General features: G+C 62.8%; 20 protein-coding genes and 2 pseudogenes. 8 read left to right on the forward strand and 14 right to left on the reverse strand.

Translation table 11 applies throughout. From position 1 onward, the window contains the following. Window positions 1-133 precede the first annotated feature (133 nt). From merA to merT, 4 genes are read right to left on the reverse strand one after another with little or no spacing between them, the layout of a single operon-like run. A complete protein-coding gene (merA, locus tag C0Z18_RS12855; protein WP_102645796.1) occupies window positions 134-1,813 on the reverse strand; it encodes a mercury(II) reductase in 1,680 nt (559 codons plus the stop codon). A 1-nt stretch (window position 1,814) separates the two neighbouring features. After that, window positions 1,815-2,273: a hypothetical protein gene (locus tag C0Z18_RS12860; RefSeq protein WP_456300764.1), complete on the reverse strand. Its 459-nt coding sequence runs from the start codon at window positions 2,271-2,273 to the stop codon at window positions 1,815-1,817. Window positions 2,274-2,291: 18 nt separating this feature from the next. Further along, window positions 2,292-2,570, reverse strand: coding sequence for a mercury resistance system periplasmic binding protein MerP (merP, locus tag C0Z18_RS12865; RefSeq protein ID WP_102645797.1), 279 nt, complete (start codon window positions 2,568-2,570; stop codon window positions 2,292-2,294). A gap of 16 nt (window positions 2,571-2,586) precedes the next feature. After that, window positions 2,587-2,937, reverse strand: coding sequence for a mercuric ion transporter MerT (gene merT / locus C0Z18_RS12870; RefSeq protein WP_102645798.1), 351 nt, complete (start codon window positions 2,935-2,937; stop codon window positions 2,587-2,589). 71 nt (window positions 2,938-3,008) lie between these two features. Between merT and merR the strand changes: the two genes are divergently transcribed. From merR to merB, 3 genes and pseudogenes are all read left to right on the forward strand, one after another. Next, window positions 3,009-3,452, forward strand: coding sequence for an Hg(II)-responsive transcriptional regulator (gene merR, locus C0Z18_RS12875; RefSeq protein ID WP_102645799.1), 444 nt, complete (start codon window positions 3,009-3,011; stop codon window positions 3,450-3,452). A 135-nt stretch (window positions 3,453-3,587) separates the two neighbouring features. Then, window positions 3,588-4,046 (forward strand): annotated as a pseudogene (locus tag C0Z18_RS33495) (FAD-dependent oxidoreductase); the annotation flags it as partial. Window positions 4,047-4,216: 170 nt separating this feature from the next. Then, window positions 4,217-4,498: an organomercurial lyase gene (gene merB / locus C0Z18_RS12885; protein ID WP_158244232.1), complete on the forward strand. Its 282-nt coding sequence runs from the start codon at window positions 4,217-4,219 to the stop codon at window positions 4,496-4,498. Window positions 4,499-4,670: 172 nt separating this feature from the next. Here merB and C0Z18_RS12890 read toward each other — a convergent pair whose 3' ends face one another. Next, window positions 4,671-4,910 (reverse strand): SHOCT domain-containing protein, encoded by a 240-nt coding sequence (locus C0Z18_RS12890; protein WP_102645801.1) that lies wholly within the window; start codon window positions 4,908-4,910, stop codon window positions 4,671-4,673. 51 nt (window positions 4,911-4,961) lie between these two features. Beyond that, window positions 4,962-5,612, reverse strand: a complete 651-nt coding sequence (locus tag C0Z18_RS12895; RefSeq protein WP_102645802.1) for an ArsR/SmtB family transcription factor — start codon at window positions 5,610-5,612, stop codon at window positions 4,962-4,964. 94 nt (window positions 5,613-5,706) lie between these two features. On the opposite strand from C0Z18_RS12895, the gene C0Z18_RS12900 reads away from it, so the two are divergent. The 4 genes and pseudogenes from C0Z18_RS12900 to C0Z18_RS12915 all read left to right on the forward strand — a co-directional run. Continuing rightward, window positions 5,707-6,060: a DsrE/DsrF/TusD sulfur relay family protein gene (locus C0Z18_RS12900; protein ID WP_102645803.1), complete on the forward strand. Its 354-nt coding sequence runs from the start codon at window positions 5,707-5,709 to the stop codon at window positions 6,058-6,060. Window positions 6,061-6,070: 10 nt separating this feature from the next. After that, on the forward strand, window positions 6,071-6,808 hold the full coding sequence (locus C0Z18_RS12905; RefSeq protein WP_102645804.1) for an MBL fold metallo-hydrolase: 738 nt from the start codon (window positions 6,071-6,073) through the stop codon (window positions 6,806-6,808). A gap of 3 nt (window positions 6,809-6,811) precedes the next feature. Further along, entirely contained in the window at window positions 6,812-8,068 is a 1,257-nt protein-coding gene (locus C0Z18_RS12910) for an MFS transporter (protein WP_102645805.1), read from the forward strand. Between the two features lie 282 nt (window positions 8,069-8,350). Further along, a pseudogene (locus C0Z18_RS12915) lies at window positions 8,351-8,917 on the forward strand (DMT family transporter); the annotation flags it as partial. 142 nt (window positions 8,918-9,059) lie between these two features. Here C0Z18_RS12915 and C0Z18_RS12920 read toward each other — a convergent pair. Genes C0Z18_RS12920 through C0Z18_RS12935 form a run of 6 tightly spaced genes read right to left on the reverse strand, consistent with a single transcriptional unit; the run spans window position 9,060 to window position 10,986 of the window. Then, window positions 9,060-9,446, reverse strand: a complete 387-nt coding sequence (locus tag C0Z18_RS12920) for a hypothetical protein (RefSeq protein WP_102645806.1) — start codon at window positions 9,444-9,446, stop codon at window positions 9,060-9,062. Then, on the reverse strand, window positions 9,439-9,624 hold the full coding sequence (locus C0Z18_RS33905) for a hypothetical protein (protein ID WP_408646994.1): 186 nt from the start codon (window positions 9,622-9,624) through the stop codon (window positions 9,439-9,441). Before C0Z18_RS33905 ends, C0Z18_RS12920 begins: the two co-directional genes overlap by 8 nt. 5 nt (window positions 9,625-9,629) lie before the next feature. After that, the gene (locus C0Z18_RS33505) at window positions 9,630-9,962 is read right to left on the reverse strand and encodes a hypothetical protein (RefSeq protein WP_233217306.1); all 333 of its coding nucleotides are present in this window, start codon (window positions 9,960-9,962) and stop codon (window positions 9,630-9,632) included. Next, entirely contained in the window at window positions 9,917-10,372 is a 456-nt protein-coding gene (locus C0Z18_RS32710; RefSeq protein ID WP_146014007.1) for a DUF3294 domain-containing protein, read from the reverse strand. Before C0Z18_RS32710 ends, C0Z18_RS33505 begins: the two co-directional genes overlap by 46 nt. Window positions 10,373-10,423: 51 nt before the next feature. Then, complete coding sequence (gene tnpB / locus C0Z18_RS12930; protein WP_102645808.1) at window positions 10,424-10,768, reverse strand: IS66 family insertion sequence element accessory protein TnpB; 345 nt, start codon at window positions 10,766-10,768, stop codon at window positions 10,424-10,426. After that, window positions 10,765-10,986 (reverse strand): hypothetical protein, encoded by a 222-nt coding sequence (locus C0Z18_RS12935; RefSeq protein WP_199189449.1) that lies wholly within the window; start codon window positions 10,984-10,986, stop codon window positions 10,765-10,767. The genes tnpB and C0Z18_RS12935 overlap by 4 nt, the downstream gene beginning before the upstream one ends. Between C0Z18_RS12935 and C0Z18_RS12940 the strand changes: the two genes are divergently transcribed. Further along, window positions 10,962-11,522, forward strand: a complete 561-nt coding sequence (locus tag C0Z18_RS12940) for a class II glutamine amidotransferase (protein ID WP_102645901.1) — start codon at window positions 10,962-10,964, stop codon at window positions 11,520-11,522. The genes C0Z18_RS12935 and C0Z18_RS12940 overlap by 25 nt on opposite strands. Window positions 11,523-11,860: 338 nt before the next feature. On the opposite strand, the gene C0Z18_RS12945 is transcribed toward C0Z18_RS12940, so the two are convergent. After that, on the reverse strand, window positions 11,861-12,070 hold the full coding sequence (locus tag C0Z18_RS12945; protein ID WP_102645902.1) for a YgaP family membrane protein: 210 nt from the start codon (window positions 12,068-12,070) through the stop codon (window positions 11,861-11,863). Between the two features lie 92 nt (window positions 12,071-12,162). Beyond that, on the reverse strand, window positions 12,163-12,591 hold the full coding sequence (locus C0Z18_RS12950) for a hypothetical protein (RefSeq protein ID WP_102645809.1): 429 nt from the start codon (window positions 12,589-12,591) through the stop codon (window positions 12,163-12,165). Between the last annotated feature and the right edge of the window lie 309 nt (window positions 12,592-12,900).

Below are 12,900 nucleotides of genomic sequence, written 5' to 3' on the forward strand. Positions count from 1 at the left end.
CTTCCGGCGATGGATCGCCGAGAGACCGTCGGCGATTTCTGTTGCGTAGCTTTCGGTGTTCATCATCTCGCGCCTCCCACTCCTGAGTGGATGCCACTGCTTCGATGCCGGGGCATTCGTCGTCGCAGGCCGTTCAGCCCGCGCAGCACGACAGTTGCTTCACATCCTTCGAGAAGGTCTGCGCGGCAAGCTTCAGGCCCTCGACCATCGTCAGGTAGGGGAATAGCTGGTCGGCCAGTTCCTGGGCCGTCATCCCCGCCCGAATCGCGATGGCGGCCGTCTGGATCAGTTCGCCCGCTCCCGGCGCCACGGCCTGCACGCCGATCAGACGATGGCCGCGTTCTACGACCACCAGCTTGATGAAGCCGCGCGTGTCGAAGTTGGCGAGCGCACGCGGCACGTTGTCGAGCGTGAGCACGCGAGTGTCGGTTTCGATCCCGTCGTGGTGCGCCTGCGCTTCACTTAAGCCGACGGTTGCGACCTGCGGGTCGGTGAACACCACGGAGGGCATCGCGCTCAGGTCGAGCGCGGCGTTGCCCCCGGTCATGTTGATGGCCGCCCGCGTACCGGCCGCCGCCGCGACATACACGAACTGCGGCTGTTCGGTGCAGTCCCCTGCCGCGTAGATGTGCGGCACGCTGGTGTGCATGCCCTGGTCGATCACGATCGCGCCGTGCGCGTTGACGGCGACGCCCGCGGTGTCGAGGCCCAGGTTACGCGTATTGGGCGTCCTGCCGGTCGCGACCAGCAACTGGTCGGCGCGCAGCTCGCCATGCTCGGTGGTCAGCACGAATTCGCCGTCCCCATGCGCGACGCGGCTCGCCTGGGTGTGCTCGCGCACGTCGATGCCTTCGGCGCGGAAGGCGGCCGTCAGCGCCTCGCCGATCGCCGGGTCCTCGCGAAAGAAAAGCGTGTTGCGCGCGAGGACCGTCACCTGGCTGCCGAGGCGGGCAAAAGCCTGCGCCAGTTCTGCCGCCACCACCGACGAGCCGATCACGGCCAGGCGCTTGGGCAGCGTGTCGCTTGCCAGTGCCTCGGTCGATGTCCAGTAGGGCGTGTCTTTCAGGCCAGGGATCGACGGGACGGCCGGGCTCGCGCCGGTGGCGATCAGGCAGCGGTCGAACGCCACTTCTTGCTCGCTGCCTTCGGTGAGCCGCACGATCAGATGCCGATCGTCCTTGAAGCGGGCTTCGCCACGCAGCACCGTGATCGACGGGTTGCCGGCCAGAACGTTCTCGTATTTCGCGTGCCGCAGCTCGTCGACGCGTGCCTGCTGCTGCGCCAGCAGCCGGTCGCGCAGGATCGCCGGCGGCGTCGCGGTGATGCCCTCATCGAACGGACTGGCCTGCCGCAGGTGGGCGATGTGCGCCGCACGAATCATGATCTTCGATGGTACGCACCCGACATTGACGCACGTGCCGCCGATCGTGCCGCGCTCGATGAGCGTTACACGCGCGCCTTGCTCGACCGCCTTCAGCGTGGCCGCCATCGCGGCGCCACCGCTGCCGATCACGGCCACGTGCAGAGGCTGTTCGTCACTTTCACGCTTGGCGCCTGCACCGAACCAGGTCAGTGCCTTGTCGAGTAGTCCCGTTGGCGTGGCCTCGGCGCCCGCGGCACGCGCGCGATAGCCAACCCGCGCCACAGCCGCCGTCAGCGCCTCGAGCGTCACGGACGGGTCGGTTTCGACTGCGGCCTGCGCCTTCGGGTAGGAAACGCTTGCCGCGCGGACCCCTGGCTCCTGCTCGAGGGCTTCCTTGACATGCGCTGCGCACGAGTCGCAGATCATGCCGGCAATCTTCAACTGAATCATGTCACTGTTCCTCTGTCGTTGTGCTAACGAAGGGGGCCGTCAGCCGCGCGTCGGTGGCAGTTCGCAGCCATTCGGGCCGCAGCGGCGATGCGCCGGGGATCGGAGATCCCAAATCGATACCGCCACCATCATCGCCAAGCCGGCGTACACCATGTAGGCGCTCCAACTGAAATCCCTTAACGGATACCGTGCCACCAGGACAATGCCAGGCCCGACCATGCCCAATGCAGTGCGGCGGCGCCATTGTCGATGAGCGAGCCAGCCAAGCGCGTTGGCCAACAGCACATCGAAACAACCGCAACAGCACATCGATAAACAGCCCTGCGTATCGGCCCAAGAAGCCCAGACCGAGGGCCGCGCCCAGATTGGCGAGTGCACGGAAGCAGCCCGCGCAGCTCATGGCGGAGACGATGCTGCCGAGGGATCCCGTTTTATCGGCCGCCCGCGCGAGCAAGGACATCGCACTGCCTCATTGCGTTCAAGGCTTGACCGACGACGGATAACCCGCGTCCGTCGTGGCCTTGGTCAGGGCCTGTACGTTGGTTTTGCTGTCGTCGAAGGTCACCACGGCCTCCTTCTGGTCGAAATGGACGACCGTCTTTTCGACACCGGGAACCTTGGACAGCGCCGCCTTGACCGTGATCGGGCAGGCTGCGCACGTCATGCCGGGCACCGAGAGCGTCACGGTCTTCGTGGCGGCCCAGGCGGGCGCGCTAAGGGTAGCGGCCAGTGCAGCCAGGGCAACGAGCTTTTTCATGAAAATCTCACTTCTTTCAGTAGAACAGCGGCAGAACGTAGGGGAAGGCGAGCGCGATCAGCACCAGTGCCACCACGATCCAGAAAATGAGCTTGTAGGTGGTGCGCACCTTCGGGACCGCACACACTTCGCCTGGCTGGCAGGCGTTTTCGGGGCGAAAGATGCGGCGCCCGGCGAAGAACAGGGCGACGAGCGCCACACCGAGAAAGATTGGGCGATACGGCTCCAGCGCGGTCAGGTTGCCGATCCAGGCACCGCTGACCCCCAGTGCGACGAGCACCAAAGGGCCTAGGCAGCAGGTTGAGGCAAGAATGGCCGCGACGCCACTGGCCGCGAGCGCTTTACGGTCGTCCTTCGGTCCCGCCATCGACGTCTCCTTTCCGATGATAGGGCGATGAAGTAACCTTACTTCCGTAGTCCAGTACGGAGTCAAGCGGCATGTCGAACGATTCGCGAAGATTGACGATTGGAGCCTTGGCCAATGAAGCCCGCGTCAACGTGGAAACGATCCGGTTCTACCAGCGCAAGGGGCTGCTGCCCGAGCCCCACAAACCGCACGGGGGCATTCGCCGCTACGGCGAGCTCGAGGTGGCGCGCGTGCGCTTCGTGAAGTCGGCCCAGCGCATCGGCTTCAGCTTGGACGAGATCGCAGATCTGTTGAGGCTAGAAGATGGCACGCACTGCGATGAAGCCAGTCGTCTCGCCGAACACAAGCTCGACGATATCCGCGCGAAGCTTGCCGACCTCGCGCGGATGGAGTCCGTGCTCTCCCAGCTGGTTTGCGCTTGCCACACGCGCAAGGGGAGCGTCTCATGCCCGCTGATTGCCTCGCTGCAGGGCAGCGGGCAGGAGCGGATTCCGGGCGACGCTGAGCCGGCTTAAGCATGCCGCGGCTGCAAGCCAGCGCGCGAATCGGCAGTCGAACGGCATTGGCAGCGAAGCGCCAGGACGCTGCCACGACTTGGTTTTCGTATTGCCGGCGCACGCAAATCGCCGGCGGCGGATTCGATAATGGGCAGTTTCAGCCGGGCAAGTGCCGACGTGCAGCTCGACGAGCGCGGCGCCATCGTGATCGACATGGGAATGCACACGAGCGCACCGCATCTCTATGCGGCCGGCGACTGCACCGAACAGCCACAGTTCGTCCACGTTGCGGCGGCGGCCGGCATGCGCGGGGCGATCAACATGACCGGGGCGACGCGCGGCTCGATCTCGATACGATGCCGGCGGTCATCTTCATCGAGCCACAGGTTGCAATTGTCGGCTACAGCGAGGCGCTGGCGCGCCAAGCGGGCCTCGAGACCGACAGTCGCACACTGACGCTCGATCACGTCCCCCGCGCACGATCCGCGCAACGATGACCATCCAGGAACTGGCCGACCAGCTGTTTCCGTACCTGACGATGGCCGAGGCGCTCAAGCTCGCCGCGCAGACCTTCTCTAAGGATGGAAGCAACTCTCGCGCTGCGCCGGATAACCCGCGGGGGACAACGATGAACCTTGCCCGCTACACCGCCGAACTTATCGAGCGCCTGACGATGGTCAGCCGGTCGGAAGGCTTTGAGGATCTCTTTATCGTACTGTTGCCTGAACTCAGCAAGGGGACGCCGGTTTCTCCCGCCGCGCTCGCGCTGGCCCGTCGAGCGTGTGGCCGTTGCACTCAAACAGTCCGTGAGCACCGAGTGGGACGACGACGGCAACGTCACCGGCTACGGCCTGACGCTGCGCGAGATCGCGCGCGCATTCGCAGTCGGCGGCCAACGCGTCTATACGTGGTGTGCCTTCGACGCATTGTTCTTCCCGGCCCTGATCGACCGGACGGCCAATGTGGTCTCGCGTTGTGCGGCCACCGGCGTGCCCGTGTCTCTCACCGTTACGCCGACCGCGATACAGGACGTTGCGCCGATGCGCGCGGCCATGTCGGGGTAATCGTACCGTTCGCGCCACTCGACGGGATGGCCGGCCTCGCGCCGGAGCCAATCAGGCTGCGGTCGAACGCGACTAAGCGGCAAGCAGCTCCCTGTGCGAGCCGCGGCGGTCAGTCAGCGTCGGCTCGTCAACGTCCATTAAGGCCGATGCCGTCATGGCATCGAATGCGCACCTATGTCTTCAAATCATGACGCTTCTGTTCATACTCTTCCCGATCAATTTCTCCACGGGCATAGCGTTCCTGCAGAATATCAAGGGGTGTTTTCCGCTGTGTTCTGTCACGATCGCCCCAAGGCACACCCAACCAGCGAAGCATCGCCACGACGGCGACGATGACTAGCACCCAGATCGAGACCATAAATAGCCAGCCGAGTCCCATCATCCACCCGCTACCGTTTGCCCAGTACATCATTGCAGTCTCTCCTGATGCGTCGAGGAACCAGCGCCTTGCCTGGAGCGGGGCCTACACGGTTTCGACGCCCCATTCGGCCACGCCGTCGCGCAGTTGCAGCGCCGGATAGCCCTGAGATTGCAATAGAGCAACCGCGTCGACCGACATCAGGCAGAACGGGCCCCGGCAATACGCCACGATGGGCCTGTCCTTGGGAAGTTCGGACAGTCTGGCACGCAATTCAGAGAGCGGCATCGAACGTGCAAACGGCAGATGTGCCTGTTCAAATTCGCAGGCCGGCCGAACGTCAATCACCACAACCTCGCCATCGCGCGCTTTGCGCAAGAGCTCATCGCGACTCGCACCGTGCCACTCGGTGCTCGAGGCAACCAGTTGCCGCAAGGCGTCTTGCAGCTCAAAGAGTCGATCCTCAGCCAGGCTGCGCAGCAGCACCCAAAAACGCGGGACTTCCAGGCTGGCAATGCTGTAGACGATGTGCTTGCCCCGGCGCTTGGGATCCACGAGTCGCGCCGTGCGCAGCTCCTTGAGATGGGCGCTGGCAAGCTTGACGCTGATCCCCGCCTCCCGGGCGAGCGTCTCGACCGTCTTGGGAGACTGGCACAACAGCTCGATCAGCTCGAGTCGCTTCGGGCTGGCAGCAGCTTTGGCAATTCGGGCGACCTGCTCGAACAGGGCGTCCTTGATTTCCCGGTTTGTACTCATGGTCGCAGTAAGCGTGCATCAATTGTCTTGGCAGGTATAGATGCTATTATACTCTAACAATCGTTGGATTGTTTTATCGACTGGAGCATCAGCCATGAAAGCGCTCTTCATCCTGAACGGCCCGCCCTACGGTAGCGAGCTGACCTACAACGCGTTGCGCCTGGCCAACGCGCTCGCGAAGCGGGAGCACAACGAAGTTCGCGCCTACCTGATGGGCGACGCCGTTTTTGCGGCGAAACGAGGGCAGAAAGTGCCCGATGGCTTCTACAACGTAGAGCTCATGCTGGACAAGCTGGCTCGCGGCGGGGATAGCCGCGTTGGCCTGTGCGGCACCTGCATGGATGCACGAGCGATTCAACCGGACGAGCTGGTCGAAGGCAGTCATCGCGGCACCCTCGAAGAGTTGGCAGATTGGTCAGAGTGGGCCGACAAGGTGCTGGTGTTTTAGGAGGTCGGTCATGTTCTTCAAGCAGCGCAGCAATGAAGACGCCTCGATCTCCTACTTCTTCGGTTGTGGGAGCCTGGGCAAAGCCGTCGCGGTGGATGTGGTCGCTGGTGATGAAGGCTGGTTTATCGAGGAGGCCAGGCGAGCTCAGGTCACGATCAGTCACGTTATCGATACCCATATTCATGCCGATCATTACTCAGGCGGACGGTCATTGGCGCAGGCTGTGGATGCGCCGTACTGCCTGCATGAATCGGATCAGACAGCCGTGAAATACGCGATCGAACCGCTGCACGATGGCCAGATGCTCGACGTGGGCAACGTCAAGATCAAGATACTTCACACCCCTGGGCACACGCTGGACAGTATCTGCCTGCTGGTCACGGATCAGCGGCGCGGCGATGCACCCTGGTTTGTCATCACTGGCGACACCTTGTTCGTCGGTTCAGTCGGCCGCCCCGACCTGGCCGGACGGGAAAAAGAGATGGCCGGCATGTTGTACGACAGCGTGCATGGCAAGCTGTTGTCGCTGCCGGACGACATCGAGATTTTCCCCGGCCATCAGGCGGGGAGCCTCTGCGGTGCCGGGTTGTCGGGCGAGCCGTCCTCGACACTCGGCTTCGAGAAGCGCTGGAATCCCGGCCTGTCGATGGACCGCGAAGCGTTCATCGAGTCCCTGATCAAGGAGGTTCCGCCGCGCCCGGCCGATATGGACGCGATGGTGCGAGCCAACCTGGGTGAGGCGGCCTGAGGCATGGACACCGCGTCGATCCGTCTGGGGCTGCGTGAAAATCTCGGCCAGTTCTCGTTGCTGGTCATCGTCAACGCGTTTGTCGGCGCGATGGTCGGGCTGGAGCGCAGCATTCTGCCAGCCATCGCGGAACACGATTTCCACATCGCGGCGAAGGCGGCGATCCTGTCCTTTATCGTCGTCTTCGGCATCACCAAGGCACTGACCAACTATCTCGCGGGGCGTCTGTCCGACCGCTTCGGTCGCAAGCAGGTACTGGTGTCGGGTTGGCTGGTCGCCATCCCGGTTCCGTTCGTGCTGATGTGGGCGCCTGCATGGGATTGGGTCGTGGCCGCCAACGTGTTGCTGGGTGTCAGTCAGGGCCTGACCTGGTCCACCACGGTGATCATGAAAATCGACCTGGTGGGACCGAAGCAGCGCGGGCTGGCAATGGGGCTCAACGAATTCTCCGGGTATGTCGCTGTAGCCGGCAGCGCCCTGGCAACCGGCTGGATGGCGGCACACTTCGGGCTGCGGCCGCAACCCTTTTATCTCGGCGTCGGCTATGTCGTGGCCGGTCTTCTGCTGTCTGTGCTGGCGATCCGCGAAACTCAGCATTATGTCGCGCAGGAGCTGCGCACTCATAAGGCTTCGACGCCCAGAGACCGGCTCAGCCAGGGCGAGATTTTCCGGCGCACCTCGCTGGGTGATCGTAATCTGTCTAGCGTCAGCCAGGCTGGGCTGGTCAACAACCTGAACGATGGCATGGCGTGGGGCTTATTCCCCGTGGTTTTCGCAGCAGCTGGCATGACGCTCGCCCAGATCGGCATCCTCGCCGCGATCTATCCGGCCGTGTGGGGCTGCGCCCAGATATTCACCGGGGCGCTCTCCGATCGCATCGGCCGCAAATGGCTTATCGCCGGCGGCATGTGGGTGCAGGCGGTGGGGATCGCCATCACCGCATCGACGTCGCGTTTAGTGGGTTTCGGATTGGGAGGCGTGCTGCTCGGCGTCGGCACGGCGATGGTCTATCCGACCCTACTGGCCGCCATTGGCGATGTTGCCCACCCGAGCTGGCGGGCTTCCGCCGTAGGTGTGTACCGGTTGTGGCGTGATCTCGGCTACGCGATCGGCGCGCTGCTGGCCGGTATTACCGCTGACCTGTTTGGCCTGGCGTCGGCGATCTGGCTGGTGGCTGGCCTCACTTGCTTGTCCGGCGTAATAGCCGCAATACGCATGAGCGAGACGCTCGCCCGACGGCAACCCAGCGCAACGACCTGAACGCCAGCTCGACGGCGTTGAACTGGATCGCATCTTGAACCGATTTGGCTGGCGATGCTGTCGAAGGAGGACTTCTGCGTCAGACCGCGGCGACCATAACCGTCTCGGCGTGGCCGTCCTGATGGTCGACCTGCGCTAGCCCGGACGTGTGCTGGGTCCGGAAGCCGCATGCCCCGGCCCTTGGCATCGTGGTGACCCAACTGCGGGTCGCGCGCGACGATGGCGAGCCGGCAAACTGCAGGCATAGCCGCCGCGCGCGCCGATTCCACCTATCCAATTGCCATGAATTCAAGACTCAGCGCAGTGTTCATCGCTCTCGCTGCAGCCGCACTGTTCGGCGCGGCCACACCACTCGCCAAAGCGCTTCTCGGCTCCATGTCCGCTTTCATAGTGGCGGGTCTCTTTTACCTTGGCAGCGGCGTTGGCCTCGGCATTGGCATCGTCGCTCGGCGGCTCTGGCGGTCCGATGCAAGGCCGACGGCCAGCCATCGAATCCAAAAAGCCGAACTGCCCTGGCTCATGGGCGCCATCCTGACTAGCGGTGTCGCCGGACCCGCGCTGCTCATGCTGGGGCTGGCGAGCACGTCCGCAGCGACCAGTTCCTTGCTACTCAATCTCGAAAGCGTGCTGACCGCCGTGATCGCATGGGTCGTCTTCCGCGAGAACGTCGACCTCCAGGTGTTCCTCGGGATGGTGGCTATCGTCGCGGGAGGCGTGCTGCTATCGTGGCACCCGGGTCAGGTAGCCGTTCCCGTTGGGGCGCTGCTGATTGTGGGCGCCTGTTTGTGCAGGGCGATCGACAACAACCTGACACGCAAGGTGTCCGCGAATGACGCGATGGTGATCGCTTGGTATCCGCCCGAGAATCGCCGTAGTAGCGAGCGCCTCCGATTTCGCGGAAGATTGATTACCGTTGGGGAGAGCGGTTGTCGGTGGCGCCGATAGGCGGCGACATCGTCGCCGTTGAGGGGACAACGTGTGCGGCGGCGGACTACCGCCGCGGTGCTTCCCGGGCGTCGCAGAAGAAGCTCAGCGTATTGTCGTGCTTGATCTTGACGTGCCACTCTCCCACGCAGTATTTGGCGTCGGAGAACTTTTCCTGCCATCGACGCGAGAGCACTTCGATGCAGGCTCGGCCATCTGGCGGCATGTGTGCTGAGATGGCTATCTGTTGCAGCCTGTTCAGATGGGCGGGGTCGCCCCAGCGAGGCGTGGCTGCGACATGCGCGTTCCAAACCAGCACCACCAGCTTGTATATTTCGCGCACTCCAGCAATCGTCGTGTCTTCCGTAATAGCCTCGGATAGGAACGGCTCCCCGAAGTCCAGGATCGTCTCGGAGATCTTGCGTTCGGGCTTGCCCGCGCTTGCCCTATTCATCGTTTCGTTCCGCTTGATGCACGAGTCCGGTCCAGTGTCGGGTCACCGAGCTCGCAACCGACAAGGACGACGTCGACGCCACGGTCGATGCCGAGCCGGTCACGCCAGAGGGCTTCCAGTTATAGGGTGCTAGTTCCTCGATCCGATTGATCGGGTGGTCGTTGATTCGCCCAAGCACATCGCTCAGGTAATCGTATGGGTTGATGTCGTTGGCCCGACAGGTCGCAGCATCGCGAACCCTTCCTCCAGTCGGTAAAACGGCAGGCCCGAGTCGAAGTGCGCCACGATGATGCGTGCGAGCAGTTCCGGGCTCGCATTGCTCTTCATCAATGGGGACGCTTGGAACGTCGTGCCGCGCACCGTCGAGACGCCATCCTTCACCAGCGCATATCGCGGGCACACATGCTCGACTACCGACATCTTGGCCGGGGTGTACTTGAGCGTGCGCGTGACTGTCTCGCCGATCACCGTCACGCGATCGTCTTGCGACAACTCCTGTTGCGGCATCGCATGCACGACGCGCTCGATCGGCAGATCGCTGGGCAGAGCCGGTCGTCCCTTGCTGCGACGCTTGCGCCGGTCCCCTCCACGGGAATCGATAGATCCGGCTGTTGCGGCGGCAGCGGTGCCTCGTGCGCTTGTTCGAAGATGGCCAGTTGCCACGCGCTCATGCGCTCGCGGCTCGCCCCGAACATCTCCTGCCGCGCATTGGTCAGTTTGGCTCGCATCTCGAGCAGCGCCTGCTGCGTCTTGGCCAGCAACTCGCTTTGCCCTTCGACCCGTTCGCGTAGCCGTTCGATCTCGCGCTGCTGCTGCTCGATCGTCGCATCGCGCGTCGGAATCGCGCCGAGCAATTCGGGAAAGCTCCATGCCCCCAATGCCATCGGAAAGGGTTGTTTCGCGGCAGGGACGTTGAGCGGTTGCATAGGTCAGCATTATCGCTGCGATCGACCCGCTCATGGGCATATCCTCGCGATTCATGCGACCACCGTTGCGTTCACTGCACGCACGCGCCTACACACACCGACGTCGATTCCTTCAAGCCACGTCGTGAGTTCCGCAAGCGAGATGCCGCGCCGCGCGATAGTCGCCGGATCGGCCAGCGAGCCGCTCTCGAATCGCTTGTACATCAGCCCAAATCCCGTGCGGTCATAGACCAAAACCTTGATCTTGTCGCGGCGCCGACCGTAGAACACGTGTCCGCTCAACGCGTCCTGATCGAACATCGGGCCAACAAGCATCGAAAGCGAATCGATCGACTTGCGCATATCGATCGGCTCGGCGGCGACGTACACCTTCACGGCCGTCGAGAGCATCATCATCGCGCCCCCGCACCGATACGATTGATCATCGCCTGCAGCAAAGGCCCGAGCGCAGACACCGGCAGTCGCAGCCGAACCCCATCGCCCAAGATCAACTCCGGCACCTCGCACGCGTTCCCGTTGACGGTGGCGCCCATAGCGCGATCGACGATGCCAACGCGCATAAAGCCCGCCATGCTCTGCGCGACTGCCAATGTGGCGCCCGCGTTCTGTTGCATATCACCGCTTCGCTCGGCATGGCGCGCAAGCGCCAGGTATCCACAACGGCCGGCTCGACGGCATCGCAGCACGATCCGGCGCAGAACAATCCTTCCGGCCAGTCGGCACCACCGATTCGGAGCTGGCTTTCTGTTTGCTGCTCGACTATCTTGCGCCGCTCTGGCACGCCGGCTCGATACCGGAGATCGGCGACAGGCTCGACCGCGTGACGCGCTTTGCAGCGGACATGCGCGAGATGGGCCCGGCAAATTTTCTGTACGCGGACAGCGAAGTCGTTTTCGCTCATGGGGATCGCCGCACGCAGACGGACGGATCCGTGACCCCACCCGGGTTGTGGTCCCTTTGTCGGAAGTGTGCCGTCGACGCCGATGCGCTCACGCGGGCCGGCGTGACGATAGGGGGCGGGGGAGGCGAGCAGGAAATCGTCCTGTTCGCCAGCGTTCCGCTGACCAGTGAACGCCCGTGGCATCAAGGCAGACGAACTCATCGATGCTATCCGACGCCGCACGCTCGACGAGCTGGCCGACTGGTCTGAATGGGCCGACAAGGTGCTTGTGTTATGAGCCGTTGCCCGCGCCGTCACTGCCAACAGCCGCGTGGTGTGGGGCCGGGCAGCTTCAATCTCCGATGCTCAGGTTGTTGAATGCGACGAGGTAGAGAAGAGCTTTCTCGTGACTCGTTGACGCGGATCAATGGATCAGCGTGTTCTGGCGTCGGTCCTGTCTGCCTCTTCGCCTGTTGAATCTCGCGCAAGGCAATTCGGGGGCTATCGCGTGTGATAAGGCCATCGCGCTTGAACTGAGCCAGCGTACGCGATGCTTTTTCCCGCCGCCGTTGGTGCCAAAATATCCGAAATGGAATTTCGAGTTCATGTCAACCCGACGTGTGCGTCGGTACTTCGCAAGACGAAATACCAAGAAGGCTGTAAGCCGGACACCAACCGACGAGCCCAGTGACTAACGGGATGAGGCCGATAAGCCCAAGCCAGCGCAGGCTGCCCTGAAGCAAAACCGGCTGGCTAAGAACTGCTACCCCCACAACGATCCGGATGATCCGGTCGATAGTCCCGACATTTCTTGTCATGCCCCTCTCCTTAAACACCGGTAGTTACAACTGGTTCAGAGGAGCGTTGAGCACGTCGTTGACGCAGCGCGAGCTGACCCGGCCGCCAATGGCTACTCGTTGATCCAATACAGATAAACGCTTACCTTCTTGCCGCCCTCGATATCTACTGGGCGAGCTTGTGTACTGCCAAGGTAGGTCGCCGACACGGAGTATTTTCCGGATGGCAGTTTCGCGAAGAAGAATGGCCCCTCCGATATCGCCGTCACGACTTCCTTGCCCGTCGAGTCCCGAATGTCCATCTTGACGTCCGAGAGATACGCACCTGTGCCCTTTTGCGCAAAGGTCGCAAACAGGTTGTAGTTCTTGCGCATCGCCTGCATGGCTTGTTGAGGCCCTTTGCCGATGCCGCCGCTCACGTAACTGACACCGTTTTCAGTCTGCGGTACAGGCTCCGCCGAAGCAACAAACGACACGCCGAGCATCGCGAGTGCCGTGGCTGCAATCAGCCATGAGCGGACCAATGTGTGCGATCGCTTCATGGTCGTTCCCCCCCCCAGTGGGGCGGCGATAAATCCTGCGCGCAACGCCATAAAAAAAGATACCCGTAAAACCGCAGGGGACATTGATCTGGCTCAAGAACAACCATCGCCGAGGTGCAGACGAACGCGAAGCCATGACAGTCACCGCCTGGAAAACAATTCAGGGGCGCGAGCCGTCGTGCCTCGCTACACTGAAAGACACGGCGACAAGACCGACTGTGACGTAGGAGGCAAGGCTGTGATTTCGAAGTGCGTGCGACCCAGGGAGCAGCCAAATCAATGGATCGCCTGTTACCGTACAACATTCGG

Source organism: Trinickia dabaoshanensis, from assembly GCF_002879885.1.
GTDB lineage: Bacteria > Pseudomonadota > Gammaproteobacteria > Burkholderiales > Burkholderiaceae > Trinickia > Trinickia dabaoshanensis.